We start from the raw sequence: 25,024 nt of genomic DNA on the forward strand, positions 1-25,024 counted from the left end.
TAACAGGTAGCTGGGAGACATAGAGACAGCAACATCCAGAAAGCCCTCACGCGTCTCCGGTCCCTGGACCCACGCTGCGCGCCTCACTCCGTTCGGTGCTTGCGGGGTCCGGGTTCCCGCAGACGCGTTCGCCCTTTCAGTCCACCGGAAGACTCACTCCGTCGTCTTCCGAGCCCTCGTTCGCTTCGCTCACGAGGACTCCAGGCACCGCAGCCCTGCCCTTCCCCTGGTCGCGCGTCCCTCGCGGCTCGCGTGTCGCTTCGCTCCCGCTCGCCCATCCGGCGGCCGTCGCGACGCTCGGCCCGCCCGTCGCTCGGGCCCGCGCTCTCGGCCGGGCGGTTGCGGAGCAGTCAGGAAGCGTGATTCGCGCCGGACGGCGCGAATCCGGGGGAGGAGTGGGGAGTCAATCGCGAGCGCGTTTCATCGCGCGAGCGATGCTGACCCTGGAGGACTGAAAGGGCGAGGCCGGCTCGCGCCGAAGGGCAGTCGCTCAGCGGGCCCTACCCGAACGGACGTGAGGGTATCCCGCTGAGCGACCGCGAGCGCGCCGAGGGCTTTCGAGTTGTTTGAACTCATGCTCACGGCTGAAACGCCGGAACCCACTGATCACTACGTCGTAGATCTAAATCCATCACCAGACGTACTCCCAGCCAACCCAAATCCAACTCATACCCGCCCACGTCATACACACGGGATTCGATACGCTTTTTCGGCGGCCCGGCCCACTCACCGCCATGACAGAACGCGGCGCGCTCGACGCCGTCTCGCCACTCGACGGGCGGTACGCCCGGTACACCGAACCGCTCGTCCCCTACGCCAGCGAACGCGCGCTGATGCGGGCGCGCGTGCAGGTAGAGGTTGAGTACCTGATCGACCTGGCGGACCTCGAACAGACGCCCCTGACCATTAACGCCGCCCAGCGCGAGCACCTCCGCGGGCTCTACGAGGAGTTCGACACCGACGACGCGTCCGTCGTCAAGCAGCTCGAAACGGAGGGGTACGGCGAGTACACAGCGACGAACCACGACGTCAAGGCCGTCGAGTACTTCGTCCGCCTCAACCTCCCCGAGGATCTGGATGCGGGGAACTGGATCCACTTCGGGCTGACGAGTGAGGACGTGAACAACCTCGCCCACCGGCTGCTCGTCAAACCGGCCGTCGAAGAGGTGCTGGTACCCGAACTGCGTGAGACTCGTGACGTACTCGCCGAGATGGCCCGGCAGTACCGCGACGTGCCGATGCTGGCGCGCACCCACGGCCAGCCCGCGACGCCGACGACGTTCGGCAAGGAGATGGCCGTCTACGCCTCGCGGCTGGGTCGTGCCCTCGCGCGTATCGAGCGCGCCGCCGCGGACCTCTCCGGAAAGCTCGCCGGCGCGTCGGGCACGTACGCCGCCCACCACGCCGCCTATCCCGACGTCGACTGGCCGACGTTCGCCCGCGAGTTCGTCGACGGCCTCGGCCTCGACCACGAACCGCTCACGACGCAGGTCAACCCCTGCGACGACCTGGCGGCGCTCTTCGACGCACTGCGGGGCGCCAACAACGTCCTGCTGGATCTGGATCTCGACGTCTGGCTCTACGTCTCCGACCGTTACCTCGGTCAGGAGGCCGTCGAGGGCGAGACCGGGTCGTCGACGATGCCCCACAAGGTCAATCCCATCGACTTCGAGAACAGCGAAGGGAACCTCTCGAAGGCGAACTCCGACCTGACGTTCCTCGGTGACTACGTCACGAAGTCTCGACTCCAGCGCGACCTCTCCGATTCGACGGTGAAGCGGAATATCGGCGCCGCCTTCTCGCACTGTCTCATCGGCTATCAGAAGTGCCAGAACGGGCTGGCGAAGGTCGTCCCGAACGAGCAGGTGATGGCCGACGACCTCGAATCGACGCCCGAGATCATCGGCGAGGCCGTCCAGACCGTCCTCCGCCGGGAGGGCCACGAGGACGCCTACGAACAGGTGAAGAAGGCTACGCGCGGGCAGCACGTGACGATGGACGACTTCACCGCGATGATCGACGACCTCGACGTGAGCGAGGGCGTCCGTGAGGAACTGCACGCGCTGACGCCGGCGGGCTACACCGGCATCGCGGACGAGATGGTGGACGCGCTCGACTGACCAAACGTCGAGGTTCTGCAACGACGGTTTCGCGATACCTGCCCGGCTGATTGGAATGTTAGCCACCCCATCTCGTCTTACGTACTATCTATATTCTGGTTAAATTTACAATAGCGCGAGCTGTTCGGTCAGTTGCATATTATGGCTGACGAATCCGAACGCATCCAGCAACTCGAACAGCGGATCGAACGACTCGAGCGCGAAACGACCGCGGACTCGTCCGGTGACGCCTCCCCGATGAACTCTACACGTCGACAGGTCCTCGGCGCTCTCGGCGTGGGCGGGCTCCTCCTCGGTGGTGCGGGGACCGCCGCGGCAGCGCCGTACGACGACGACCTCGGCAGTGCGCGGTTCGTCGGTAAGGGTGAGTCCCTTCAGGACGCGGTCAACAAGTCGAACCTCGTGTTCGTAAGCTCGGCGTACGATAGCAGCGCCGAGGACTCGTTCCCGATCGTCATCGACAGGGAGATAACGGTGATAGGGGACGGTAACACGTACATCACGAATCCGGGAAGCGGCCCGACAATCAAAATCGTAAGCAAGAGCGAGCGTCCGAACGCAGTGAGCCTCCAGAACCTATCCATAAAGGGCGGGGACCCCGGTTTACTCATCGAGGACACGAAGTTCTGTCAATTCTCGAATGTTCACGTGAGGGATACCGGCGGACACGGAATCTCCGTGAGGGATCCGTCGCTCTCGACGAATTCTCTGAACTTCTACAATACGTCCGTTCAGAACAGCACTGACGACGGTATCCACGTCGCGGGCGGATCTCACTCGACGAACATGTTTGGCGTCAGAGTCATCGAAGCGGGGAGACACGCAGTCAACGTAAATGGCAGTCATGCGGTGAATATGATGGGCTGTCAGCTCGAGGACTCTCAGGGGTACGGGCTCCGCATGGAAGGGCTCAGCGCTGCTGACGTCTACGGTGCCTACGTGGAAGGGAACAAGAGAGATTCTACCGTCGGAAGCCAGAGCGCCGAGATACACGCGGAAGGCTGCTACGGACTATCGATCGACAGCGCGTACGGTAACCCATTAGACGATTCACTCGGGAGCTTCATGTACCTCGAAGGATGCCGGACGGCGACTGTGCACGGGACTCGCATCAAGGGCGGCTACAGCTATCTGATCGATGGACCGACCCAGAGCGGCGGTCAGAATCGTCGCCTGGACGTCTATAGAGGAACGCACTATCCCGGGTACAGTGATGGAGTCGTCTCGGACCCAGATATCGCAAAGCGTCTGCGGAGCAATGGAGTGGTCGTCGCGCGCGATATCGGTGATGCGAATGGCCAGCATCCCGGCGAAATCGGCGTTCATAACGCCTATACCAACCAAACGCCGGAAATCTACGTCTGGGACGACAGTGCGGGGAGCTGGGTCAGTTCCGACGGCACAACGACGAGGTAACCTTACTGATATCAGGGACTGAACGTCTACTAGGTGCCCTACTACCCCACCTAGGATGTGCATGAGAGGCCCTCCAAACGGCGCGATCAGGCCGAAGACTGTCGAGTATCGGTTCTGGCCGACACTAATCAATCGCTCCTCATCGGCTCGGCCTGCAGCACGTCGCGTTCGAGCCGTTCGGCCTGTTCGAGTCGTAGTCGCCGGGCCGCGTCCGGCGAAACGGTCCGCCCATGGTCGGTTTTCGGCGACACCGGGTCGTACGCGTCGACGTCGAACCCCATCCGGTCGAGGTACGCCCGGAGTTCGGGGTCCGCCAGGCCATCGCGGATGGCGGCGTTGACGTACTCGATGACCGAGTCGAACTCGGGCAGGACGATTTCGTCCCCCTCCACGCGGCCGCTGTCGCCCTCGATGCGGACGTCGGCGCCGCGTAAGCGTTCGACGACGCCGGCCAGGTCGTCGGCGAGTCGGACGACCTGGCTCGGGAGGGCGGCGTCCGGCGAGCGCCACTCGACGGTCCCGAACTCCTCGCGGAGCTGGACCGGCGTCCACACCGCGCTCTCGGGGTCGAAGCCCGACGCGATGGCGCGCCGGTCGACGCCGGCGTCGGTCGCGGCGGTCAGGAACTCCTCGTAGCGGCGTTCGAGCCGCCGGGTCCACTCGTCGGCGTCGTCCGCGTAGGGCCAGAGCCGACCCTGGTGTGGGACGTCGTCGTAGGCCATCCAGCGATAGAGCTTCGAGCGCGCGCCGTCGGCCAGGCGCCGTCCCCGGAAGTACGGCGAGGAGTTGACCAGCGCCAGCGCCGGGTCCAGCGCGATGAACGCGTTCAACTGGTCGATGGCGCGGCCTGGCTGTTGCTCGACGTGGACGTGCGTCCCCGCGCAGTGGCGGACGTACGCGAAGTCCTCGCCGACGACGGCGTTCTGGATACGCGTGCGCTCGCTCTCGCGCTCGCGGATATCGTCCTGGTTCACGGGCGTCGCCAGGGGGACGAGCCCGCGGTCGAGTTCGTCGGCCCGCTGGAGAACAGCGCCGACGCGTTCGTACAGTTCGTCGCGCAGCGCCGCTGTCGACTCGCAGGGCGTCGTCTTGATCTCGATCAGGGGTTCGACGAACTCCTCTTCGGCGCCTGGGGACGCCTCCAGGAGTTCGCCCGGTTCGACGAGTCGGCCCTGGTCGTCGATTACCCAGTACTCGACTTCGATGCTCCGCCGGATCGGTTCAGGTTGGTGTGGTGGCACGGTGACTTCGCAACGACTGACGTTCGTTCCCACTCAGCGAATTCGCCGTTCGAGCGCTGTCTGTTGGTGTGTTGTATGGTATCGTATGCCACGACAATACAAGAATGTTTTCGGGACGGAAATATTTCCCCGGCCCGTCACTCGCCGGCGTTCGACCTAACTACCGTCAGGCCCTACACTCCACTATGTTCCGCGATCGCACGGACCCCGGCGAACGCCTTGCCGACGCGCTTCGCGAGCGTGGCGTCGAAGCCGACGTCGTCCTCGCCATCCCGCGCGGTGGACTCCCCCTCGGTCGCGCAGTCGCCGATCGGCTGGACGCTCCGCTCGACGTCGTCGTGGCAAAGAAGATCGGCGCCCCGCACAACCCCGAGCTGGCCATCGGCGCCGTCGCCGAGAACGGGGCGCTGTGGCTGAACCGGTCGCTGATCGACGACGTGGGCGTCCGCGACGCATACGTAGCGGACGAACGGGTAGCGGTCAGCGAGGCCGCGAGTGAGAAAGCGCGACGATATCGGGAGGGTCCGCCACCGGATCTGTCCGACAAACGCGTCGTCGTCGTCGACGACGGCGTCGCGACGGGGGCGACGATGCGGGCCTGTCTCCAGCACGTCAGCGACGAAGGGCCGGCGAGCGTGGTAGTCGCGGTCCCGGTCGGCCCCCGGGGAAGTATCGAGGAACTCCGCGAATTCGCCGACGAGGTGGTAGCCCTCGAAACCCCGGCCGCGTTCCGCGCGGTCGGTGCGTACTTCGAGAATTTCGACCAGGTGAGCGACGAGGAAGCGAAGACGTACCTACACTAGCTCGCCCAGTGCCGTGCGGACCGCCGCCGCGGCCGCCTCGACTTCGGAGAGGCGGACGTACTCCCGTTCGCTGTGAGCGACGGCGCCGTCGTCGTCCGCGAGGTCGCCGGGGCCGAAGACGACCGTCGGCGCGTGCGCGGCGAAGAAGGACGCCTCCGTCGCGGCGCCGAACGGACGGACGTCGCCGCCGCTGGCGTCGGCCAGCGTTTTGACCAGCGTGTTCTCGCGGTCGGTGGCGAACGCACTGAGGAACGGCGACTCTCGGGGCGTAAGTTCGACGCGGAGGTCCATCCCGGTCGGCATCCACTGGTACAGGTGCTCCTCCAGGTCGGCCCGGAACTCCTCGGCCGACTCGGGCGGGACCGGCCTGCGGTCGAAGGTGATCTCGCACGTCTCGGGCACCTGGTTCGACGTCTCGCCGCCCTCGACGACCGTCGGCGTCAGCGTCGGCCGCCCGAGCGACTCGTGTTCGCCCGGTCCGCGTTTCTCGTCATAGGTCTCCATGGCCTGCAGGACCGGCGCTGCCGCACGAATCGCGTTCGCGCCGCTCTCCGGCGTCGCCGCGTGGGCGGCCGCGCCGGTGATGGTGATCGTCCCCTCGTACTGCCCACGTGCGGCGGTGCAGACGTCGAGGCCCGTCGGTTCGCCGACGACGAAGCCGTCCACCGACAGGTCACCCTCCGCCATCCGGTCAGCGAGGTGGGCCGCGCCGGACTGGACCGTCTCCTCGTCTGGCGTGATAGCGAGGGTCAGTTTCCCGTCGGTGGGCTCGACTACGAGGAAGGCGGACAGCAATGCGGCGAGCGGCCCCTTCGCGTCGCAGGCACCTCGACCCCTGACCATGTCACCGTCGCGCTCGTAGGGAACGTGCGGCGGGACGGTGTCGATGTGGGTGTTGAGGACGAGGTGGCGGCCGTCCGTGTTGTCCCCGTCACCGTCTGCGGTGCTGTCGTCGGCACCGCCACGAGTCGCGAGCACGTTGCCCGCCTCGTCGACGGTCGCGTCGTGGCCGGCGTTCTCGAGCGTCTCGACCAGGAGGTCGCGCATCTCGTCCACGTCCTCGTGGGACGCGGTCTCGACGGCTTCCCGGTGGAAGGTCTCGAGGTCGAAGCTCATCGGTCGGACTCTGGGCTGGCCGACCCGATTTCCGCCTCGTCTTCCACTCTGGTCACGTCGGCCATCGTCTCCCGGCGACGGACCACGCGCACGTCGTCCCCCTCGATGGCGACCTCGGCTGGTCGGGGCTGGGAGTGGAACTGGTTGGCGAGTTCGTACCCGTACGCGCCGCAGTTCCCGATGGCGAGGACGTCCTCGCGCTCGGGGCGGGCGACCGGTCGGTCCGTCGCGAACACGTCCGCGCTGGTACAGCAGGGCCCGCCGATGGCGACGGGGTGGTCCTCGCGTTCCGGCGCGCTGACGTTCCGGATCGGATGGTAGGAGTCGAACATCGCCGGGCGGATCATCGTCGCGAGCGAAGCGTCGACGCCGACGACTGTCGCAGCCGGCGTCTCCTTGACGGTATTGACGGTCGTCAGGATGAGTTCGGCGTCGGCGACGACGTACCGGCCCGGTTCGAGTTTGATCTGGGCCGACAGGTCCCCGACGGCGTCCCTGACTTTCTCGCCGACGAGTTCCATGTCCAGCGGTTCCTCGTCCTCGCGGTACGGCACACCGAAGCCGCCGCCGAAGTCCACGAACTCCAGGTCGTCGTCGCCGACGTCGCGGGCGAGGTCAGCGACCTTCGCGATGGCGCGGCAGTGGTCGTCCAGGTCGTCGTGCAACACGCCGCTGCCGGCGTGGGCGTGGATGCCGACGAGGTCGAAGCGCTCGCGGACGTCGTCGGCGACCTCGGGAACCTCGTCGTAGGGAATCCCGAACTTGGCGTCCTTGCCGGTGGCGACCTTCTCGTGGTGCCCGGTGCCGATGCCGGGGTTGATCCGGATGGCGACGCGCCCGTCGTAGCCCCGCGCTTCGAGGCGGTCGAAGGTGTCCCGCGCGCCGGCGGTGATGGTGAGTCCCGGATGGTCCGACGCGAGGTCGACGGCGTAGTCCAGGTCTCGGTCCGGCGGGTTGACCGCCGTGTACTGGAGCGTGTCCGGGTCGGCGCCGGCCTGGATCGCCCGCTGGAGTTCGCCCGCGGCGGCACACTCGATGTCCGCCCCCGCTTCGAGGAGGGCAGAGAGCACCGCCTGCCCGGTGTGGGCCTTCGCGGCGTACATGACGTGGGCGTCGGGGAAGGCGGCCGAGAAGCGCCGGTAGTTCTCCTGGACCCGCTCCGGGTCGAGGACGTACAGCGGCGTGTCGTACTCCGCGGCGAGGTCGAGCAACTGGTCGTGGTCCCAGTCCGCGAGCCGGCGGATGGGCGGCGAGGCGTCGTTCATTGGCGAACACACGGCAGCGCCCGCTAACAAGGGTTCCGTTTCTCCGAGTGTGAGCTGGAGTCTGGCGTCTCGATGCAATCGCGACGAGCAGTACCGCAAACACCTCGAAAGCCCCGACGCGCTCCGGTCCCGCGGACGCACTGCGCTCCTCGGCCTTCGGCCTGCGGTGCTTGCGCGTCCGAGGTTCCCGGACCGCGTCGCCCCTTTCATTCCCACCCATTTCTCCTGGCCAATGAGCCGACCTGGGTGGGGATGAAAGGGGCCGTGCGCTGCGGGAACCCCGACGAAGCAAGCACCGGAGCGAACGCAGTGAGCGAGGAGCGCAACGAGTCGCGGGACCGCAGCGCACGGGGGCTTTCGAGGTGTTCGCGGTACCTCACCCGACGGTAGTGCGCACTCAGGAAAAGTCGTCGGTCGCACTCCGTACGAATTCCAGCAATGCCTCCGCATCGATCTCACACCTGATCGCTGGCTTGAACCCGCCGAGGTGACAGCCATCGGCGCCACTCCGGCAGGGGCGCAACGTCGATTCGACGCCGTCGGCCATGTAGTAGTTCGGGCCGCGACGGCTGTCACTCAGCCGAATCGTCCGGTCGAGCAAGCCCCCGGGCTCGCGGCCGTGAACGACGACGACTGGATCCATCCGGTCGGTGAAATCGGGGTCGTGGTAGTACAGGTCGCCGTGAGCGGCGAAACGTTTGGCGTGGGCGTTCTCGGGATGATTTTCCAGCACTGCGCGCTTGTCGGCCAGGTCGTCGTCCGGTTCCAGCACCACGGGTCGCTCCGCGACGGTGAAGAAGCCGAACAGGTAGCGGTGCTTGTACTCGGAGTCCGGACCAGGAAAACCACCGTAGAACGCGACGACGTCGCCCGGGTCCAGTTCGCGGAGCGCGGCGACGTAGGGTGGGCGGTGCTCGCCGTAGGTCAGGGCGTCGAGGTTCGGGTCGCGGTGGACGGGCTGGCTCGCGATGGCGTCCGGATCGGTCATCCAGTCGCCGTCGCTCCCCGGTCGGATTCCGTCGAGCGCCTCAGCGAGCGGACCGTCGCCGTACCGACTTTCGAGCGTGCCGTAGGTCGCCGTCTCCGCGGTCGGACCTTTCTCCGGAATCGGGACGTACTCGAACCGCCCGTCACCGTCGACGCGTGGGACGGGTCTCACGTTGCCGGTGTCGGCGCCGACGCCGCAGAGAACGACGGTCAATTGCGGGAGACTACTCCCGGAGCGCGTCCTCGCGCTCGGTCGCCTCCAGCGTCTGTTCCTCGACGTCCGTTGCGACCACGGCGGGCTTGTAGGCGCCGCCATCGAACAGGTCGTGGTCCGAGACGCTGGACTCGACGAAGCGAGTGAACGCGCGGCGCTCCGGCGGCAGTTCGCCGTAGATCACTTCCTCCTCGACGAGGTCGTAGATGGGGATGCGAGGCGTCAGGAGGGTGTTCTCACCGACGACGGAGTTCTCGCCGACGACGAAGCCGGAGGTGACGCGGCAACCGGCGCCGAGGGAGACGCCGTCCTCGACGATGACCGGGGCATCCTCGACCGGTTCGAGTACGCCGCCGATGAGGGTGTTGGCGCCGAGCTTGACGTCGTCGCCGATCTGGGCGCAGGAACCCACCGTATCGCAGGAGTCGACGAGCGTGCCGTCGCCGACGTGGGCACCGATGTTGACGAACGCAGGCGACATCAGTATGGCGTCACTGCCCACGTAGGCGCCCCGGCGGATGACGGTGCCGTCCGGCGTGTTGCGCGTGCCGCGCTCGTTCAGGTCGGCGGTCTCGCGGAGCGGGAGGACGTCGTGGTAGGTGACGTCGCCGTAGGTTCGGGCCTCGGTCTCCCGGAGGCCGAAGTTGAGCAGGATACCCTGCTTGACCCACTCGTTGGCCTCCCAGGAGTCGCTTCCCTTCTCCGCGGCGCGGACCTCGCCCGCTTCGAGAGCTTCGAGGAACTCGTCGAGCGTCCCGAGGTGGTCGTCGGTCGCGTCGGCGGCGGTCAGGCCGTCCTGCTTGCGCTCCCAGAGGTCGCTGACGTCTGCTTCGAGGCTCATGTGTCGTCGATGACCGCCCCGAATGAATACCATTCCGGATCCCGACCGGCGAGCCACGCCGCGGCGTCCAGCGCGCCGGCGGCGAACACCCCTCTATCCTCCGCGCGGTGGGACAGGGAGACGACCTCGTCGTTGCCGGCGAGGACGAGTTCGTGCTCACCGCGGACGTCCCCCGCACGCCGCGCGAACACGCCGATCTCGTCCTCCTGGCGCGGGGCGTGACCCTCGCGGCCGTAGACCGGTTCGACGTCGCGTTCCTCCTGGATGGTCTCCAGGATGGTGTTGGCCGTGCCCGACGGCGCGTCGATCTTGTCGTTGTGGTGGGTCTCCATTAGCTCCAGGTCGTAGTCGGGCAGCGCGGCGACGGCCTCACTGATAGTCCGTTGCAGAACCTGGATGCCCCGGGAGAAGTTGGTCGCCTTCAGCACCGGGACGTCCTGACTGGCCGACCGGAGCGAGGCCATCCCGCCGGAGTCGAAGCCCGTGGTCCCGACGACCATGCCGACGCCGGCGTCGACGCAGGCGTCCGCGAGCGCGAGCGTCGACTCCGGGACGGTGAAGTCGATGACGACGTGGGGGTCGTGTTCGGCGAGTCCCTCGGCCACGTCGTCGGCGTGGAAGATAGGCACGCCACCGACGTCGTCGACGTCGTCCACGTGGAAGCCCACGACGACGTCGAGGTCGTCACGCTCGCTCGCGGCCTCGATGACAGCCCGGCCCATGCGACCGGCCGCGCCGTTGACCGCGACGCGCGTCATCGCTCGACCTCCGCGAAGGCGTCCTCACCGTCCGGGTTCTCCAGTTCGGCGAGGATCGATTCGAGGTCGTCGACGTACTCCTCGCTCAGGCGGGAGAGGGGCTGTCGGACGCGAGCGGGGCCGTAGCCGCGGATCCGCATCGCCTCCTTGACCGGGATGGGGTTGGTCTCGACGAAGAGGCCGCGGAACAGCGGACCGAGTTCGTGGTGCAGATTTCGGGCACGTTCGTAGTCGCCGGCGACCGCGGCGCCGACCATCGCGCACGTTCGCTCGGGTTCGACGTTGGCGGCGACGCTGATACAGCCGTGGGCGCCTACCGAGAGCATCGGAAGAGTCATGCCGTCGTCGCCGGACAGCACCGAGAAGTCCTCCTCGCGCGTGCGCTCGACGATCTCCGAGATCTGGTTCATGTCGCCGCTGGCGGCCTTGTAGCCCAGGATATTGGGATGAGAAGCGAGTTCGACGGCCGTGTCGGGCTCGATATTCTGGCCCGTGCGCGAGGGGACGTTGTAGACGATCTGGGGACAGTCCACTTCGTCGGCGATGGTCTCGAAGTGGTCGACGAGGCCCCGCTGTTCGGGCTTGTTGTAGTACGGCGAGATGAGGAGCAGGGCGTCGGCGCCGGCGTCGGCGGCGCGCTGGGAGAGCGAGAGCGCCTCGCGCGTGTTGTTCGAGCCAGTTCCCGCGATGACGGGGACGTCGTCGACCGAATCGACGACTGCCTCGACGACCTCGACGTGTTCGTCGTGGGTCAGCGTCGCCGACTCGCCGGTGGAGCCGACGGGGACGAGACCGTCGACGCCCGCCGCTTCGAGGCGCTGGGCGTCTTCCCGGAGGGTTTCGAAGTCGATGCTGCGGTCCGCGTCGTCGTGGAACGGCGTGCACATCGCGGGGAACACGCCGGTGAGGTCGATGTCTGTCATGTGAGTGGTCGCTGGTCTGTTGTGGGTGAGTCTGCGCGCGATGCAAAAATGACTGCCGTTCGGTCGCCGGGTGGACGGCTCCGCGGCTTCGAACGACAGGATTCCGGGCCCGGGACGGGGTCGCTACGCCCGCCGCGAGCCGCTCAGAATAGCTGTTTCGGCTTGGCCTTGGTGGCCGGTACGGGCGCACCGCTCGTCGAACTCCAGCGACGGGTCGGTGCGGTCCGTGACATTGGATGAAATGGACACGTGGAGCGTCTTAGAGCTTGCGTTCCGACGCTGGGCGCTCACTCGCGTCTGCCGCATCGGATCCCCACATCGAGGCAGGCGCGCTGACGCCACCGTGCTGACAGTTCCGGCCCCTCCGGCCCCTTCGAGCCCGAAAAATTAACCGGGCAGGGGTCACACGAACGTGCATGCCTGTTACGCACCCGACCCAACGGGTGGGCGTCCTCGCGGACGCGCAGAACCTCTATCACACGGCTCGGAGTCTCTACTCTCGCAATATCGACTACAGCTCTCTTCTCGAAGGTGCCCTCGACGGCCGGGAGCTCACGCGCGCCATCGCCTACGTCATTCGGGCGAACTCGCCCGAGGAGGAGAGCTTCTTCGAGGCACTCGTCGACATCGGCTTCGAAACGCGCGTCAAGGACATCAAGACGTTCGAGGACGGCTCGAAGAAGGCCGACTGGGACGTCGGGATGAGCCTCGACGCCGTCTCGCTGGCACCCCACGTCGACACCATCATCCTCTGTACGGGTGACGGCGACTTCGCCCGTCTGTGTCGCTACCTGCGCCACGAGGGCTGTCGCGTCGAGGCGATGAGCTTCGCCGAGTCCACCTCCGAGGAACTGGTCGCGGCGGCAGACAGCTTCGAGAACCTGAGCGAGAACCAAGATACGTACCTGCTGTAGGCACTGGCGAAGCGGCGTGCCGAAAGAAGTGACAGTTTAGACCGGACGGGCGTCTTCGGACGTACCGACGAGCAGCGCGCCAGCGGCGAGGCCGAGCGCGGCGAGCGATCCGAGGACCGGCGGGAGACCGCTCCCGAGCTGTCCCGTGCCGAGGATGATAACCGTACTCGCGACGAGCAGGAGGACGCCGACTGCGACTTTTCGCGTATCCGTTGCCATGTCGGACGGAGATTATCGGTCATCCGGTATAAATTTCCCCAAAACCGACGGAGAGAAACTCGATCGATCGTTATTGTTTTCGATCTAGACGTTCAGGCGAGTCCGTCCGCGGTTGGTGACGCTTTTGGTGCCAGGTCGTCTGCTTCAGGTGATGACCGACGCCGAGGCCACGCTGTTGCGCCGCGCCGCCGACTACCAGTTCGGCCGCGGCGGCGGCGCGGCGCTGTTTCACGACCTCGAATCGCTGACCGTGACCCGGACCAGTTCAGGCCGACCGCGGCAGGTCACGGCGACCGAGGGCCGCCTGGTCAGCTACGGCAACGACGGCCGCTTCACGCTCGGGATCTCAGGCGGGCGGCGGCTCCACGAGGCCTTCGAGGCACCGCGCAACCGCGTGGTGGTCGGCGACGAGAGCGAACCCTTCGTCCGCGACGGGCGCAACGTGTTCGCGAAGTTCGTCGACGAGGCCGACGACGAGATTCGGCCGGGCGACGAGGTGCTCGTCGTCCACGAGGACGGTCGCCTCCTCGCGGTCGGACGCACGGAACTGTCCGGCGAGGGCATGCGATCGTTCGAAACTGGGATGGCCGTGAAGGTGCGGGACTCAATCGGCGAAAGCGACGAGTAACTGGAGACCAATCCGTCGGATCAGTTCCGTCTGGCGGCGTCTGAGTGGTGTCCGATTCCCACACCGCCATCGACCGTGCCACCCTGGCGTTTCGGTCTGGAGGACGTTCGTTCTCGTCCCGGAAGCGGCGCAGCGCGCCGCTTCCGGCCTTTTTCGCCACCGGGAGAGCAAGCTCTCCCGAGCCCACACTCGCTCCGCTCGCGTGGACCACGTTTTTCGAGGAGTGGTCGCCGAAGGCGACCCGACGAAGAAAAGGTGGAATGGGAGAGCTTTTTGGGACGGAAGGCCCAGGTTGGCCTATGTTTGGAGGAGGCGGCGGCGGACTCAATCCGCGCAAGATGAAGCAGATGATGGAACAGATGGGCATCGATATGGAGGATATCGACGCCGAGGAAGTGATCATCCGGACCCCCGACGAGGAGCTGTACTTCACCGACGCGGAGGTCCAGCTCATGGAGGCCCAGGGCCAGAAGACCTACCAGGTCGTCGGCGACCCGGAGAGCCGCGAGCGCGGCGCCGACTCGGGCGGCGAATCAGCGTCGGGCGGCGACGGGAGTGCGGACGCCGGTGGCGACAGCGGGATTCCGGACGACGACGTCGAACTCGTCGCGATGCGGGCCGACGTGGGCGAAGACGAGGCGCGCGAGGCGCTCGAAAACGCAGACGGTGACCTCGCAGCGGCCGTCGAGCGACTAGAGTGAGCTACCTGTTCGTCCGCGAGGACCGCGAGTATCTGCTCGCCCCGGGCGACACGCTGGAGTCGGACCTGGGTATCCTCGAGGTGCCCGAGGACGTCGAACCCGGCGACACGGTCGAGACGCATCTCGACACCGAGTTCCGGGTGCGGAAGCTCCGCGGCCCGGATCTTTTCAACCACCTGGAGCGGACGGGCGCGCCGATGATGCCACGCGACATCGGCCTCGTCGTCGGGCAGACCGGCCTGCAGTCCGGAGACCGCGTCCTCGACGCGGGGACTGGCACCGGCGTCCTCTCGGCGTACCTCGGACGTATCGGTGCGCGCGTGACGACGTACGAAGCCGATGCGGACTTCGCCGACGTCGCTCGCGAGAACATGGCGCTGGCCGGCGTCGAGGAGGCCGTCGAGGTCCGCCACGGCGACGTGACCGACGAACTCCCGACGCTGACCGATGGCGAGGGCTTCGACGTACTGACCCTCGACACCGCCGACGCGGCGGCCGTGGTCGAGCGCGCGCCCGACCTGCTGGTCTCTGGCGGCTACGTCGCCGTCTACTCGCCGTTCGTCGAACAGGCCCGAGAAGCAGTCGAAGCGGCGCGGGCGGCCGACCTCGAGGACCCGGAGACGCTGGAGACCATCCAGCGGGAGATGGACGTCGGCGACCGCGGCACGCGGCCGTCGACGCGGGGCGTCGGCCACACCGGCTATCTCACGTTCGCCCGCAGGGAGTGAGGTTCGCTTCGTTCCTGTCGACCCTTTCGTAATCGGGCAGTCACGAGACACCCCCCATCAGTTCTAGCAGTTCGCGTCTGTACGTCGACGCCTCGCGACGGAGCACCGGCGGTGGATCGTCGAGGCCGAGTAGCGGCCCTATCGGTCGTTCGGGGTAGGCACCCCCACTGACGAGGAATCCGTCGTCGTACCACGCCCCGAGCCAGCCGGCGAGGGGGACTGTCACAGCCGGCGTCTCGAACTCCAGCGCGGCCTCGAATCGACTCAGCGGCACGCGCTTCCCGAATCCGATCCGCCGCCGTTCCGTCCGGACTCGATCGACGTCGGTGAGACCGCTGTCCTGGAGCGTCGACTGGAACCGGTCGATCGCTCTCGCCCGGACGACCGGCAGGAGAAACGCACGACTCGCGGTGGGCGGGACTTCCGGGTCGAAAGAGAGCGCCGTCGCGAAGAAGAACCGCCACGTCGCCTCGACGTCTGCGTTCTCGGTAGTCGCCGTCGACGTGGCGTCGTCGCGAAACTGCAGCGTCGCTCCCCGAACGCTCACACCGGGGAGCTGGAATACCGTCTCGACGTTTTTCTCGGACTGGACCCAGCCCCCCGCGTCGAGTCTATCGCGCGGAACTGTCGGGAACGAGACCGACTCGCTCCCCGTCACGACCGGTCAGTGGTCGTCTTCGCGCCACTTGTGCTCGCACTCGGTACAGGTGAGAAAGCGCGTCTCGGACTCGTCGGCCGACCGGATCTGTTTCATCTCCCAGAACGCCTGATCGTTGTCGCACTGGGGACACTGCGCCGTCGTCGTCGGCCCCATGTCCTCGGCGTCGACCTCGGAGGTGTCGACGATTTCGCTCTCTTCTTGCCCCTGGGTCGTGACCATCGCGCTCTCGGAGCCGGAGTCGCGGGCCTTCTCGTAGCCACAGCTCCCGCAGACCCACGTGCCGTCTTCCGTCTTCATCATCGAGCCGCACTCGTCGCAGAATTCCATGTTGTCACTCGTATACGCCGTCGGTGTAATTTAAAGACAGGGATTCACCGCGACTGCTCGCGCCAGGACGAACACGCGTCCATGTCGTCGAGCTCTTCGCCGTGATACTCGCAGTAGGGCTCCGGTTCGCCGTCGAGAGTGACGTACTCGAAGTGTCGGCAGTTCCCGCAGTACGAGTCGGGCTGGGTCTTCGGCGCCGTCGAGTCGCTCATCCGGTCAGTGGACCCGCCAGCCGTCGTCGACTGGGGCGTCTGCGTCGTGCTCGTTCCGACTTCGTCGAGCCCGTCCGTCGCCGCCGAGCCACCGTCGCTCACCGCCGCCGACGGGCCGACACCGCCGACGGACTGTCCCGACGAGACGTTCGTCTGCGTCTCGACCGATCCGTCGGGCTCCCTGCCGAACAGGCCGATCCCGCCGAGCCCGCCCGTCGACTGGGCCTCCTCGACGAGACGGATGGTCCCCTCCTGGGTGACCTCCATCCGGGCCGTGCCGCCCGGGTCGTTCCGCGTCTTGAACGTCGCGAGTCCGACGAACAGACACCAGAACGTCGTGACGACGCCGAAGAAGTAGACTGTCGTCGTCGCGAGTGCGAACAGCGGCGCCGACTCGACCCACTGGTACGGATAGACGTGCTGGAACAACGCCACGCCGAGCAGCGCGACGCCGGTGCCGATGACCGCTGCGCCGCGTACCCGGCGCGATGCCGGGAGCAACGCGAACACGCCGAGCAGCACCGTCTGCAGTCCGATTCCGGCCAGGATGCCGCCGACTTCCCTGGCCCCATACTCGCTCAGTGCCGCCGTCCCGATTCCCGTCGTGGCGACGCCGATGGCACCGACCAGCATCGCCGCGCCGGCGAGAAACAGCCCCGAGCCGAAGAGCTGCTGGCGCCGGCTGGCGACCCGGCCGACGCGTCCCTCGTAGACGTCGGTGAGGCTCGTCATGGGCGCGACTTTCGGTTCGACACCCAAAACAATGCGTCAGACGATCGTCGGACGGGGAGTCGACCGAGTGCCAGTGACGGCTGGGGGAAGGGTGGCTACGGACGGCCAGTCATCGTGAAAAACCGCTGCTGAGCCATCCGGTGTGGGTGGGAATGAAAGGGGCGGCCCGTTCGCAGAACCCGGACGAAGCAAGCACGCGAACGGAGTGAGCGCGCACAGCGAGTCCCGGGAGGCGAACGGGCCGGGGCTTTCGAGGTGTTGTTGTTTCTCCGCCCGTTCGGAGCGAATTCCCCGTCACGTCGTACCGAAAGCACTAATCACGGCCGCTCGTAACCGGAGGGTATGAGCGAGGACGAGAGCGAGGACGAGGGACCGGCCGTCGAACTCGGCGACGGCGAACCGGTCGAGGGCGCGCCGCTGGCTCGCGTGAGCTCCCGGCTCACCTGGGGCATCAAGCACAGCACCGTCGTCGAGCGCGAGGGTGACACCCTCGTCCGGACGCCCGACGGTCCGCAGGAACTGGCGACGCTGCTGGACGACGTCGACGTTCCCTACTTCCAGCACCGCCGCGAGTTCGAGAGCGCCGTCCGTGACGTCATCGGCGACGGGCCGATTCCGACGGCGAACGAGTAGGACACGGAACCCGACCATCGACCGGCGACGGTCTCACCGACCAGCTTTTTCTCGCGCGGCACTGTATCGTCAGTCATGACGCTCCCGTTCGACCCGGAAGCCGTGCGGTCAGAGGACATCGGCGAGGAACGAGCGACGATCGAGATGGACCACGAGGCCGCCGTCGAGCACGTCCGCGAGGTGTTCACGGACGCGGGCTTCGGCGTCCCCGTGGAGTTCTCGCCGTCGGAACTCCTGAACGAAAAGGTCGACGCGGACCGTGACCCGTACTACGTGCTCGGCGCGTGCAACCCGGCGATGGCGGACCGTGCGCTCGACGCCAGCGACAAACAGATCGGCGCGCTGTTCCCCTGCAACGTCATCGTCTGGGAGGAAGAACCGGGCGTCCAGACCGTCTACCACGTCAGCATCATGCGTATCGCTCGTCTGGTGGGGATGGCGCCCGACGACGAGACGTGGGCCGACATCGTCGCCGAGACCGGCGAGATGGTCGACGAGGCCTTCGCAGCGCTCTAGAGGACCCCTCAGGACAGCGCGTCCTCGACCGCGTCGAGGATCCGCGTCGCGACGTACACCGGGAGGGCGACGAGCCCGAACAGCACGATGACGAGTAACTCCATGGTAAACGGGAAGACGATAGCGGCCATACCTACCTGATCCCGATACCTGTTGGTAAAGATTACTCCAGTTCGTCGTCAGGTTCGTCCGTCACCGTCCCGCGTTCTTCGCGGAGTTCTTCGACTTCGCGTTCGAGTTCCGCGATGCGCTCGTCCGACTCGGAGTCGTTCCCGGTCAGCCGCTTGACGACGACGATGAGCCCGCCGACAAGTCCGGCCAGGATGATGAAGTTGAGAAGGATGATTATCAGTTCCTGAACGCCGGGGAGTCCGACCTGAAAAACGACTGAAACCATAGCGCGGGCTACCGAACCGGTCGTGTTAAAACTACTCCCTCGACTGTTCGGAAGCCACGTTTCGCCTCTCGTGGCGTCCGAATTCGGTAGAACGACGGCGTCAGTCTCGGCCGTCAGGCGTTCCGTCCGTGGAAGACGACTCCTCCCGAAGTTCCTCGACTTCGCGTTCGAGTTCCGCGATGCGTTCCTCGTTACTGGTCGAGTCACCTTGCCACAGACGGAGAACACCCAGGGCAACGAGAACGACGACCACGGCTGGGGCCACGAGTACGATCAGTATGAGGAGAATGATCAGTATCTCTTGCGTGCCGGGTATTCCGACTTGGAGGGCGGTTTGGTACATTGGCGATAATTTCTCGGAATGGCTCGTTATATACTTGCTTCTACAGGCAGTTCCAGGCTGTCCCTCACCCGTTAGCGATCACCGCCAGACGCGGGGTCGCTCTCGGAGTCTGCCGCTCGTAGCTCCTCGACCTCCCGTTCGAGTTCCGCAACGCGCTCTTCGGACGCAGCGTCGGCCGCTCGCTTGCGTCGAATGAACACGACGATGAGAGCTATCGGAATGCCGAAAATCAGGAGGCTAATCAGGAGGACGATAATCAGTTCCTGAAACCCGGGGATTCCGACTTGCGCGATCGTGGAGGGCATAGCGGGGGCTTCTGACGGTCAGTTGTTAAACACACCGGCCTGGCTGCCGGGACAGCATGTCAGTGAACGCTGCTTCGCCGTCACTCCGCCCCGTCCAGACTGTCGTCGTCGGCAGCGGCTTCGATCTCGGTTACTTTGTGTTCGAGCAGCGCGACGCGCTGGCGGAGTTCTTTCGTCCGTCTCGCGACAATCCAGCCGATCAACTTGACGACGGCACCGACGATGACGGCCCAGTAGAGGACGACGAAGACTAACATGACGACCTCACCGCCGAGGTGGAGACCAAACTGCATACCCTCGCCTGCCGCGGCACTCGTCAAAGCACTGTCGAATCAGAAGTCGGTGATCTGCGACTGCAGTCCGGCGACCATGTCGGACTTGCGGCGGAGCGTGTTCAGCGACACCGGAAGCTGCTGGGCGACGGCGTTGACGGCGTCGCGGAACGTCTCGGCCTCGGCCGGCTGGTCGGCGAGGCGGGGGTTGCTCGCGTCGCCGGCACCCTGCTCGAAGGCGTTGCGAACGCCCTCGCGGACCTGCCAGACGCCGACGGGCGCCCAGTACTCGTCGGTGACCTCGCGCAGCACCAGGCACTTCGCCTGCCGGTCGCGCTCCTGGAGGTGTTCGAGGACGCCGAGGCGAGAGGCGTAGTACGCGCCGGCGGTCTCCTCGACGTAGCCGGTGCGGCCCTCGTACCCCTCGCTGGCGCTGGAGAGGTAGTAGGACTCGGCGACGGGGTTCCAGACGCTCTCGGGGGCTTTCATCTCGACGAGTTCGAACTCCCAGCGACCCGGCGTGAGGACGACCCAGTACCGGTTTCCCATGTACTCGTTGTACCAGACCTCGGTCGTGTCGATGGTGTCACGGTTCAGGACGCCGCCGCGGAGGTACTTGCCGACGGTGTCGTCGACGGCGGTGATGGACCACCGCGTCGGGACGAGTTTGCGCTCGTGGTTCTGGCCCATGGCGCCCGCCGAGAGGATGGTGTTGACCTCGTACACGTCGAACCCGCGGTTGTAGAGGTACGTCATTGCCCCCTCGGCGCGCCAGTCGTCGTCCTCCAGCGTCTTCTCGACGGAGCGGGGGACGTGGGGATTCTCCGCGAGTTCGGCGCTGCTGGCCCGGGCCCGCGGACCGGTCGGCGTCGAGATGTCGTCCAGACCGATGTCGAGGTTCGAGGCGTCGTCCAGCCCCACCTCGACGTCGACGGGTCTGTCGGCGATGGCCACTTCGCGCTGGGTGCCGACGAAGCCGTCCCAGACGTCGTCGACGTTGACCTTCGCCGACCGCGTGGAGTTGAGCAGGCCGGTCCGGCGCTGGAGCACGTCGTCGATGCCCAGGCCGCGCTGGTACCACTCGCCGCTGGTGGCGAAGTCGGCGGCGTCGGCGTCCTGAGCCATCGGCGAGAGCACGCCGGTGGAGATGTTCGGGTAGCCCGACCGGCCGACGAATATCTCTGGCGCGGTCGAACCGAACAGCGAGTCGCCCTGGACCGTCTCCTTGAACTGCTGTTCGACGTCGTCCAGGTAGTTGGTGATCTCGTAGGACTTCTCCTCGGCGAGGCGCCGTCGCTCGGCCGCTTCGTCCCGCTCGAACCCCGCGACGAACTCGTCGAGACGCATCTATCTCCCCTTGGACGCAGGGGGGTAAGAATCTGTCCCGGCGGGCTCGGAGTCTCACGCCGCAGCGGCGGTGGCGACTTGCCCGTGCCCCGATCTGCTGGCGCCGCACCTCTCACTGAGGCTAACAGTTAGGGGTGTCCAGTCCGTACGTTTACACCAGGCATGTCCCGCGTTCTCAAACTGGCGGCGGTGGTCGCCACGGTCGCCGCGCTCGGTACCATCTTCGCCCCGGCCCTCTGGCGCGTGAGCCACGGACAGGCACTGACCAACGTCCTGGTGGGCGAGTTCGCGACCCTCGCGATGGGTTACACCGCTTACCGGATCGCCTACGGCAAGGACGCGTCCCGTTCGGTCGCGCTCGCCGCGGCCGTGTTCGGGGCGGTCCTCGCCGTCTCCCCCGTCGTCTTCGGCCTCGTTCCCGTGTTCACGTCAGTCACCATGATCGGCGGCGGCCTCGTCGCCGTCGTGAGTCTCGTCGCGTTCGTGACGACGTTCACCGGCGACGATCGGTCCGTCCGCGGCATCTCACGTGGCCGGGACGCGAGCGATGACCAGCCAGAGGCGGTGTGACCAGCTCGTCTCACGGCCCGCCAGCCTGCTCACGGGTCGATCCGCTCCCCGTTCGCGATTCGTTGGTACCTCGCTTCGCTCGGTACCAATCTGCTCGCGTGTAGTCGGGCCCTCACTCCGTTCGGCCCCGACCTGCTCGCGTGTCGCTCCCTTCGGTCGCTCCCGCTCGCGTATAGCTGGTGCCTCCCTGCGGTCGGCACCAGCCTGCTCACGGGTCGCTGCGCTCCCCGTTCGCGATTCGTTGGTACCTCGCTTCGCTCGGTACCAACCTAACTATGGATCCCCATCGCTTCGATCTGTTCCTGGTACCGATTCCGGATCGTCACTTCCGTGACCTGGGCGACGTCGGCGACTTCGCGCTGGGTCTTCTTCTCGTTGCACAGCAGTGAGGCGGCGTAGATGGCCGCCGCGGCGTAGCCAGTCGGCGACTTTCCGGAGAGCAACCCCTGCTCGGCCGTCGCCTGGATTATCTCCTTGGCCTTCGACTGGACTTCTTCGGTGAGGTCCAGTTCCGAACAGAACCGCGGGACGTACTGCTTGGGGTCCACGGGTTCCATCTCCAGGGAGAGTTCGTGGGAGACGTACCGATACGTCCGACCGATCTCTTTGCGGTCGACGCGGGAGATGTCTGCGATCTCCTCGAGGCTCCGGGGGATGCCTTCCTGGCGACAGGCGGCATACAGACACGAGGTCGCGACGCCCTCGATGGACCGGCCGCGGATGAGGTCATCTTTGAGCGCGCGCCGGTAGATGACGGAGGCGACTTCTCGCACCGAGCGCGGGACACCGAGCGCACTCGCCATCCGGTCGACTTCCGAGAGCGCGAACTGCAGGTTTCGCTCGCCCGCGTCCTTGGTTCGGATACGCTCTTGCCACTTCCGCAGGCGGTGCATCTGGCTGCGTTTCTTCGAGGAGATAGACCGACCGTAGGCGTCCTTGTCCTTCCAGTCGATCGTCGTCGTCAGCCCCTTGTCGTGCATCGTCTGCGTCGTCGGCGCTCCCACCCGCGACTTCTCCTGGCGTTCGGAGTGGTTGAACGCGCGCCACTCCGGCCCCGGGTCGACGTTGCCCTCTTCCACGACGAGCCCACACCCCTCGCATATCAGCTCTCCCCTGTCGGCGTCTTTGACCAGGTCCACGGACTCGCACTCCGGACACTGCTTGGCCCGTTCGGACTCGTCTCGTTCGTTCTCCTCCTGTAGCTGCCGCTCGCGGTGACGGGTGGGCCGTTTCATCGCAGTTACACGTTAAGAGCAGTAGGATATTTAACACCTTGGGAAGCCATACCGTCGTCGCCGTCGTGGTCGGCCGGGCCGTGGCGGATGGCGGTGGCGGTGACGAGCGTCGAGATCCCGGGGGACGCCGGCCCGCCGAAGAGGAACGCCTTTACTCTCAGGTCGGCCATCTTCAGGCGATGCCGACCATCGAGTGCGACGAGACGACCGCGCGCGAACGGCTCGAAGCGGCGGGGGTCGACGTCGAACCGGGGAACACGGAATACGAACGCTGGCGAGCGACCCACGCCGGCGCGACCGCCGTCGCATACGACGGGAAAGTGGTCGTCCAGGGCGGGTCCACCGCACAGCTCGAGGCGGTGCTCCGCGACGGCGGCGGACGGGTCGAGGCCTACTTCGACGGCGCCTCGCGCGGCAACCCCGGGCCGGCGGCGGTCGGGTGGGTACTCGTCACGAACGACGGCATCGTCGCCGAGGGCGGCGAGACCGTCGGCCGGATGACGAACAACCGCGCCGAGTTCGAGGCGCTGATCACCGTCCTGGAAGTCGCACAGGGACACGGCTTCGACGAAATCGTCTTGCGCGGCGACTCTGACCTCGTCGTCAAACAGGTCCGCGGGGAGTGGAACGCCGACGACCCCGAACTGCGAGAGCGCCGCGTCACCGCCCACGAACTACTCCGCTCGTTCGACGACTGGTCAATCGAGCACGTCCCGCGCGAGGTCAACGACCGCGCGGACGAACTGGCCAACGAGGCGCTCGACGATGACTGAGCTTCCCGACGACGTCGTCGCGGAGGCCGAACGGCTGACGCGCCTGGCACGACAGGCCGTCGACCCGGCCGAAAGCAAGGCTTACCGGACGGAACGAGACGCGCTTATCGGCGAGTACGACTACACGGTCCGGATCCGGGAAGACGACGACGCCGACGTCCTCGTCTGCTATCCCTCCGAGTGGATGGACGACGGGACCGTCCGGACGGAGCGCATCGAGGACGTGGACCGCGGCGTCGAACGTCGACTCTCCGGCGCGGGCGACCCCGACGACTGGGAGGCGGTCGCGGAGACGAACGACGAACTCGTCGAGGACGTGGCAGCGGACCACGAGGACGTCCACGCTGCCAACGCCCGTGCGCTGGCCGACTTCGCGAGTAACCACTACGCGAAGCCGATCACGGAGTTGACGCGGTCCGAACTCCGCGAATTTATCGAGGAGTACCTCCCGCGGAACGCCTGGCCGACGGACCGACAGCTGGCGCGCGTTGAAGCCTCTGTGGAGGTAGCGTTCGAAAAAACTGACATCAGTTGTCCGCTGGAGTAGGTTCTACTGCTGCTCGGCGTCGACGAGGTCGTGGAGCGCGTCCGCGCGCTCGTCGTCGGCGGCGAACTTGCCGAACACCCACGCGAGCTGGTCGAGGACCGCTTCCTCGCCCTCTTCGGTGAGCGCGTACTGATTCGTCCGCTTGTCGAGTTCGCTCTTCTCGACGAGGTCGAGTTCGACGAGGTCGTCGAGGTTCGGGTAGAGGCGCCCGTGGTTCACTTCGCTGTCGTAGTAGGTCTCGAGTTCTCGCTTGATAGCCAGACCGTACCGTGGCTCCTCGGAGAGGATGACCAGAATGTTCTGCTGGAAGGCCGTGAGTTCTCGCGCGATTCCCGGAGTGCCGTCGATGGCTTGTGCCTCTGACATGGTTAGCGAAATGTCAGCAAACTATTTAACGCTTGTTAACTCCAGTGAGCTGTCCCGAAAATCCACTTGACGGCAGACCTGTGGCCTCTATCCTCCAATCTAAGTTCAATTCAGAATTACAGGTGTTGTAATTGATTAGGAAACCAATAGCTGGCGGTACGAACCGATTACCCCGCGCCTCACGTGGTGATGAGAATGGATTACGAAAGTACTTTTTGGCCGCCTCACGGACTGAGTCGTGATGACGAACCTGTGGCAAGACCTCGAAACCGGCCCGAACCCGCCCGAATCGATCTACGCCGTCGTCGAGTGCCTGAAGGGAGAGCGTAACAAGTACGAGTACGACAAGGACGTCCCCGGCGTCGTCCTCGACCGCGTGCTCCACTCGAACGTCCACTACCCCTCGGACTACGGCTTCATCCCACAGTCGTACTACGACGACGAGGACCCCTTCGACGTGCTCGTCCTCGTCGAGGACCAGACGTTCCCCGGCTGCGTCATCGAGGCCCGACCGATCGCGCTCATGAAGATGGACGACGACGGCGAGCAGGACGACAAAGTCATCGCCGTCCCCGAGGAGGACCCCCGTTACGACCACCTCCAGGACCTCGACGACATCCCCCAGCAGCAACTCGACGAGATAGACGAGTTCTTCGCGACCTACAAGAACCTCGAGGAGGGCAAGGAAGTCGAGACCCAGGGCTGGGAGGACAAGTCCGCCGCGAAGGAGGCCATCGAACACGCGATGGACCTCTACGAACAAAACTTCGCGTAAGTTTCCGGTCCGGCTCGCCGAACGACTTCTCTCTTATTCGCGTCGTCAGCAGTGATGCTCGCCAGTGGCACCGACGGCGACGGGATCGATACCCGACGGTAATACCGGACAGCGCTACCGATAAATTATGAGCATGGGT

33 protein-coding genes are annotated in these 25,024 nt (G+C 66.1%); 13 read left to right on the top strand and 20 right to left on the bottom strand.

Features of this window, described 5'->3' with window-relative positions; translation table 11 throughout:
* Nucleotides 1-734 precede the first annotated feature (734 nt).
* Together purB and AC5FRV_RS01570 are read left to right on the top strand one after the other, a co-directional pair.
* Nucleotides 735-2,120, top strand: coding sequence for an adenylosuccinate lyase (purB, locus tag AC5FRV_RS01565; RefSeq protein ID WP_493559367.1), 1,386 nt, complete (start codon nucleotides 735-737; stop codon nucleotides 2,118-2,120).
* 141 nt (nucleotides 2,121-2,261) lie between these two features.
* On the top strand, nucleotides 2,262-3,536 hold the full coding sequence (locus AC5FRV_RS01570; RefSeq protein WP_493559368.1) for a hypothetical protein: 1,275 nt from the start codon (nucleotides 2,262-2,264) through the stop codon (nucleotides 3,534-3,536).
* Between the two features lie 128 nt (nucleotides 3,537-3,664).
* On the opposite strand, the gene AC5FRV_RS01575 is transcribed toward AC5FRV_RS01570, so the two are convergent.
* A complete protein-coding gene (locus AC5FRV_RS01575) occupies nucleotides 3,665-4,777 on the bottom strand; it encodes a glutamate-cysteine ligase family protein (RefSeq protein WP_493559369.1) in 1,113 nt (370 codons plus the stop codon).
* Nucleotides 4,778-4,962: 185 nt separating this feature from the next.
* On the opposite strand from AC5FRV_RS01575, the gene AC5FRV_RS01580 reads away from it, so the two are divergent.
* On the top strand, nucleotides 4,963-5,580 hold the full coding sequence (locus tag AC5FRV_RS01580) for a phosphoribosyltransferase (RefSeq protein WP_493559370.1): 618 nt from the start codon (nucleotides 4,963-4,965) through the stop codon (nucleotides 5,578-5,580).
* Here the strand turns inward: AC5FRV_RS01580 and AC5FRV_RS01585 are convergent.
* From AC5FRV_RS01585 to dapA, 6 genes are all read right to left on the bottom strand, one after another.
* Nucleotides 5,572-6,696 carry a M20 family metallopeptidase gene (locus AC5FRV_RS01585; RefSeq protein ID WP_493559371.1) on the bottom strand — a complete coding sequence of 375 codons (1,125 nt, stop codon included), beginning with the start codon at nucleotides 6,694-6,696 and terminating at the stop codon, nucleotides 5,572-5,574. The genes AC5FRV_RS01580 and AC5FRV_RS01585 overlap by 9 nt on opposite strands.
* Nucleotides 6,693-7,961, bottom strand: coding sequence for a diaminopimelate decarboxylase (gene lysA, locus AC5FRV_RS01590; protein WP_493559372.1), 1,269 nt, complete (start codon nucleotides 7,959-7,961; stop codon nucleotides 6,693-6,695). Before lysA ends, AC5FRV_RS01585 begins: the two co-directional genes overlap by 4 nt.
* A gap of 397 nt (nucleotides 7,962-8,358) precedes the next feature.
* Entirely contained in the window at nucleotides 8,359-9,162 is an 804-nt protein-coding gene (locus AC5FRV_RS01595; protein WP_493559373.1) for an Nmad3 family putative nucleotide modification protein, read from the bottom strand.
* Nucleotides 9,163-9,172: 10 nt separating this feature from the next.
* A complete protein-coding gene (locus tag AC5FRV_RS01600; protein WP_493559374.1) occupies nucleotides 9,173-10,003 on the bottom strand; it encodes a 2,3,4,5-tetrahydropyridine-2,6-dicarboxylate N-succinyltransferase in 831 nt (276 codons plus the stop codon).
* Entirely contained in the window at nucleotides 10,000-10,761 is a 762-nt protein-coding gene (gene dapB, locus AC5FRV_RS01605) for a 4-hydroxy-tetrahydrodipicolinate reductase (RefSeq protein ID WP_493559375.1), read from the bottom strand. Before dapB ends, AC5FRV_RS01600 begins: the two co-directional genes overlap by 4 nt.
* Entirely contained in the window at nucleotides 10,758-11,684 is a 927-nt protein-coding gene (dapA, locus tag AC5FRV_RS01610; RefSeq protein ID WP_493559376.1) for a 4-hydroxy-tetrahydrodipicolinate synthase, read from the bottom strand. The genes dapB and dapA overlap by 4 nt, the downstream gene beginning before the upstream one ends.
* Before the next feature lie 416 nt (nucleotides 11,685-12,100).
* Here dapA and AC5FRV_RS01615 point away from each other — a divergent pair, with 416 nt between their 5' ends.
* On the top strand, nucleotides 12,101-12,598 hold the full coding sequence (locus AC5FRV_RS01615; protein ID WP_493559377.1) for a LabA-like NYN domain-containing protein: 498 nt from the start codon (nucleotides 12,101-12,103) through the stop codon (nucleotides 12,596-12,598).
* 36 nt (nucleotides 12,599-12,634) lie between these two features.
* On the opposite strand, the gene AC5FRV_RS01620 is transcribed toward AC5FRV_RS01615, so the two are convergent.
* Nucleotides 12,635-12,817 (bottom strand): hypothetical protein, encoded by a 183-nt coding sequence (locus AC5FRV_RS01620; protein ID WP_493559378.1) that lies wholly within the window; start codon nucleotides 12,815-12,817, stop codon nucleotides 12,635-12,637.
* Between the two features lie 151 nt (nucleotides 12,818-12,968).
* Here AC5FRV_RS01620 and AC5FRV_RS01625 point away from each other — a divergent pair, with 151 nt between their 5' ends.
* The 3 genes from AC5FRV_RS01625 to AC5FRV_RS01635 all read left to right on the top strand — a co-directional run bounded on the left by AC5FRV_RS01625 (nucleotide 12,969) and on the right by AC5FRV_RS01635 (nucleotide 14,874).
* Nucleotides 12,969-13,445, top strand: coding sequence for a PUA domain-containing protein (locus AC5FRV_RS01625; protein ID WP_493559379.1), 477 nt, complete (start codon nucleotides 12,969-12,971; stop codon nucleotides 13,443-13,445).
* Between the two features lie 299 nt (nucleotides 13,446-13,744).
* Nucleotides 13,745-14,146 carry a nascent polypeptide-associated complex protein gene (locus AC5FRV_RS01630; RefSeq protein WP_493559380.1) on the top strand — a complete coding sequence of 134 codons (402 nt, stop codon included), beginning with the start codon at nucleotides 13,745-13,747 and terminating at the stop codon, nucleotides 14,144-14,146.
* Complete coding sequence (locus tag AC5FRV_RS01635; protein ID WP_493559381.1) at nucleotides 14,143-14,874, top strand: methyltransferase domain-containing protein; 732 nt, start codon at nucleotides 14,143-14,145, stop codon at nucleotides 14,872-14,874. The genes AC5FRV_RS01630 and AC5FRV_RS01635 overlap by 4 nt, the downstream gene beginning before the upstream one ends.
* 40 nt (nucleotides 14,875-14,914) lie before the next feature.
* Here AC5FRV_RS01635 and AC5FRV_RS01640 read toward each other — a convergent pair whose 3' ends face one another.
* From AC5FRV_RS01640 to AC5FRV_RS01650, 3 genes are read right to left on the bottom strand one after another with little or no spacing between them, the layout of a single operon-like run.
* Nucleotides 14,915-15,532, bottom strand: a complete 618-nt coding sequence (locus AC5FRV_RS01640; RefSeq protein ID WP_493559382.1) for a DUF6517 family protein — start codon at nucleotides 15,530-15,532, stop codon at nucleotides 14,915-14,917.
* 6 nt (nucleotides 15,533-15,538) lie between these two features.
* Nucleotides 15,539-15,862: a transcription factor S gene (locus tag AC5FRV_RS01645; protein ID WP_089816872.1), complete on the bottom strand. Its 324-nt coding sequence runs from the start codon at nucleotides 15,860-15,862 to the stop codon at nucleotides 15,539-15,541.
* A 44-nt stretch (nucleotides 15,863-15,906) separates the two neighbouring features.
* Complete coding sequence (locus AC5FRV_RS01650; RefSeq protein WP_493559383.1) at nucleotides 15,907-16,806, bottom strand: cell division protein CdpA domain-containing protein; 900 nt, start codon at nucleotides 16,804-16,806, stop codon at nucleotides 15,907-15,909.
* Nucleotides 16,807-17,148: 342 nt separating this feature from the next.
* Between AC5FRV_RS01650 and AC5FRV_RS01655 the strand changes: the two genes are divergently transcribed.
* A complete protein-coding gene (locus AC5FRV_RS01655) occupies nucleotides 17,149-17,439 on the top strand; it encodes a DUF5789 family protein (RefSeq protein WP_493559384.1) in 291 nt (96 codons plus the stop codon).
* Nucleotides 17,440-17,514: 75 nt separating this feature from the next.
* The gene (locus AC5FRV_RS01660) at nucleotides 17,515-17,955 is read left to right on the top strand and encodes a DUF302 domain-containing protein (protein ID WP_493559385.1); all 441 of its coding nucleotides are present in this window, start codon (nucleotides 17,515-17,517) and stop codon (nucleotides 17,953-17,955) included.
* A gap of 8 nt (nucleotides 17,956-17,963) precedes the next feature.
* Here the strand turns inward: AC5FRV_RS01660 and AC5FRV_RS01665 are convergent, their stop codons facing one another.
* The 6 genes from AC5FRV_RS01665 to nreA form a co-directional block, all read right to left on the bottom strand.
* Entirely contained in the window at nucleotides 17,964-18,086 is a 123-nt protein-coding gene (locus AC5FRV_RS01665; protein WP_493559386.1) for a hypothetical protein, read from the bottom strand.
* Nucleotides 18,087-18,118: 32 nt separating this feature from the next.
* A complete protein-coding gene (locus tag AC5FRV_RS01670) occupies nucleotides 18,119-18,352 on the bottom strand; it encodes a preprotein translocase subunit TatA (protein ID WP_493559387.1) in 234 nt (77 codons plus the stop codon).
* Between the two features lie 100 nt (nucleotides 18,353-18,452).
* Entirely contained in the window at nucleotides 18,453-18,617 is a 165-nt protein-coding gene (locus tag AC5FRV_RS01675) for a hypothetical protein (RefSeq protein WP_493559388.1), read from the bottom strand.
* Nucleotides 18,618-18,766: 149 nt separating this feature from the next.
* Nucleotides 18,767-19,000: a preprotein translocase subunit TatA gene (locus AC5FRV_RS01680; RefSeq protein ID WP_493559389.1), complete on the bottom strand. Its 234-nt coding sequence runs from the start codon at nucleotides 18,998-19,000 to the stop codon at nucleotides 18,767-18,769.
* 80 nt (nucleotides 19,001-19,080) lie between these two features.
* Nucleotides 19,081-19,293, bottom strand: a complete 213-nt coding sequence (locus AC5FRV_RS01685) for a hypothetical protein (protein WP_493559390.1) — start codon at nucleotides 19,291-19,293, stop codon at nucleotides 19,081-19,083.
* Between the two features lie 39 nt (nucleotides 19,294-19,332).
* A complete protein-coding gene (nreA, locus tag AC5FRV_RS01690) occupies nucleotides 19,333-20,619 on the bottom strand; it encodes a DNA repair protein NreA (RefSeq protein WP_493559391.1) in 1,287 nt (428 codons plus the stop codon).
* A 162-nt stretch (nucleotides 20,620-20,781) separates the two neighbouring features.
* Here nreA and AC5FRV_RS01695 point away from each other — a divergent pair, with 162 nt between their 5' ends.
* Entirely contained in the window at nucleotides 20,782-21,189 is a 408-nt protein-coding gene (locus tag AC5FRV_RS01695; protein ID WP_493559392.1) for a hypothetical protein, read from the top strand.
* A 269-nt stretch (nucleotides 21,190-21,458) separates the two neighbouring features.
* On the opposite strand, the gene AC5FRV_RS01700 is transcribed toward AC5FRV_RS01695, so the two are convergent.
* Together AC5FRV_RS01700 and AC5FRV_RS01705 are read right to left on the bottom strand one after the other, a co-directional pair.
* A complete protein-coding gene (locus AC5FRV_RS01700; protein ID WP_493559393.1) occupies nucleotides 21,459-22,424 on the bottom strand; it encodes a transcription initiation factor IIB in 966 nt (321 codons plus the stop codon).
* 5 nt (nucleotides 22,425-22,429) lie between these two features.
* Complete coding sequence (locus AC5FRV_RS01705; protein WP_493559394.1) at nucleotides 22,430-22,594, bottom strand: hypothetical protein; 165 nt, start codon at nucleotides 22,592-22,594, stop codon at nucleotides 22,430-22,432.
* Nucleotides 22,595-22,603: 9 nt separating this feature from the next.
* Here AC5FRV_RS01705 and rnhA point away from each other — a divergent pair, with 9 nt between their 5' ends.
* Nucleotides 22,604-23,197 (top strand): ribonuclease HI, encoded by a 594-nt coding sequence (gene rnhA / locus AC5FRV_RS01710; RefSeq protein ID WP_493559395.1) that lies wholly within the window; start codon nucleotides 22,604-22,606, stop codon nucleotides 23,195-23,197.
* The gene (locus tag AC5FRV_RS01715) at nucleotides 23,190-23,744 is read left to right on the top strand and encodes a DUF7108 domain-containing protein (RefSeq protein ID WP_493559396.1); all 555 of its coding nucleotides are present in this window, start codon (nucleotides 23,190-23,192) and stop codon (nucleotides 23,742-23,744) included. The genes rnhA and AC5FRV_RS01715 overlap by 8 nt, the downstream gene beginning before the upstream one ends.
* A gap of 3 nt (nucleotides 23,745-23,747) precedes the next feature.
* Here AC5FRV_RS01715 and AC5FRV_RS01720 read toward each other — a convergent pair whose 3' ends face one another.
* Entirely contained in the window at nucleotides 23,748-24,110 is a 363-nt protein-coding gene (locus tag AC5FRV_RS01720; protein WP_089816884.1) for a PadR family transcriptional regulator, read from the bottom strand.
* Nucleotides 24,111-24,351: 241 nt separating this feature from the next.
* Between AC5FRV_RS01720 and AC5FRV_RS01725 the strand changes: the two genes are divergently transcribed.
* On the top strand, nucleotides 24,352-24,885 hold the full coding sequence (locus tag AC5FRV_RS01725) for an inorganic diphosphatase (RefSeq protein ID WP_493559397.1): 534 nt from the start codon (nucleotides 24,352-24,354) through the stop codon (nucleotides 24,883-24,885).
* Nucleotides 24,886-25,024: the final 139 nt, after the last annotated feature.

Source organism: Halomicrobium sp. HArcel3 (assembly GCF_058933135.1).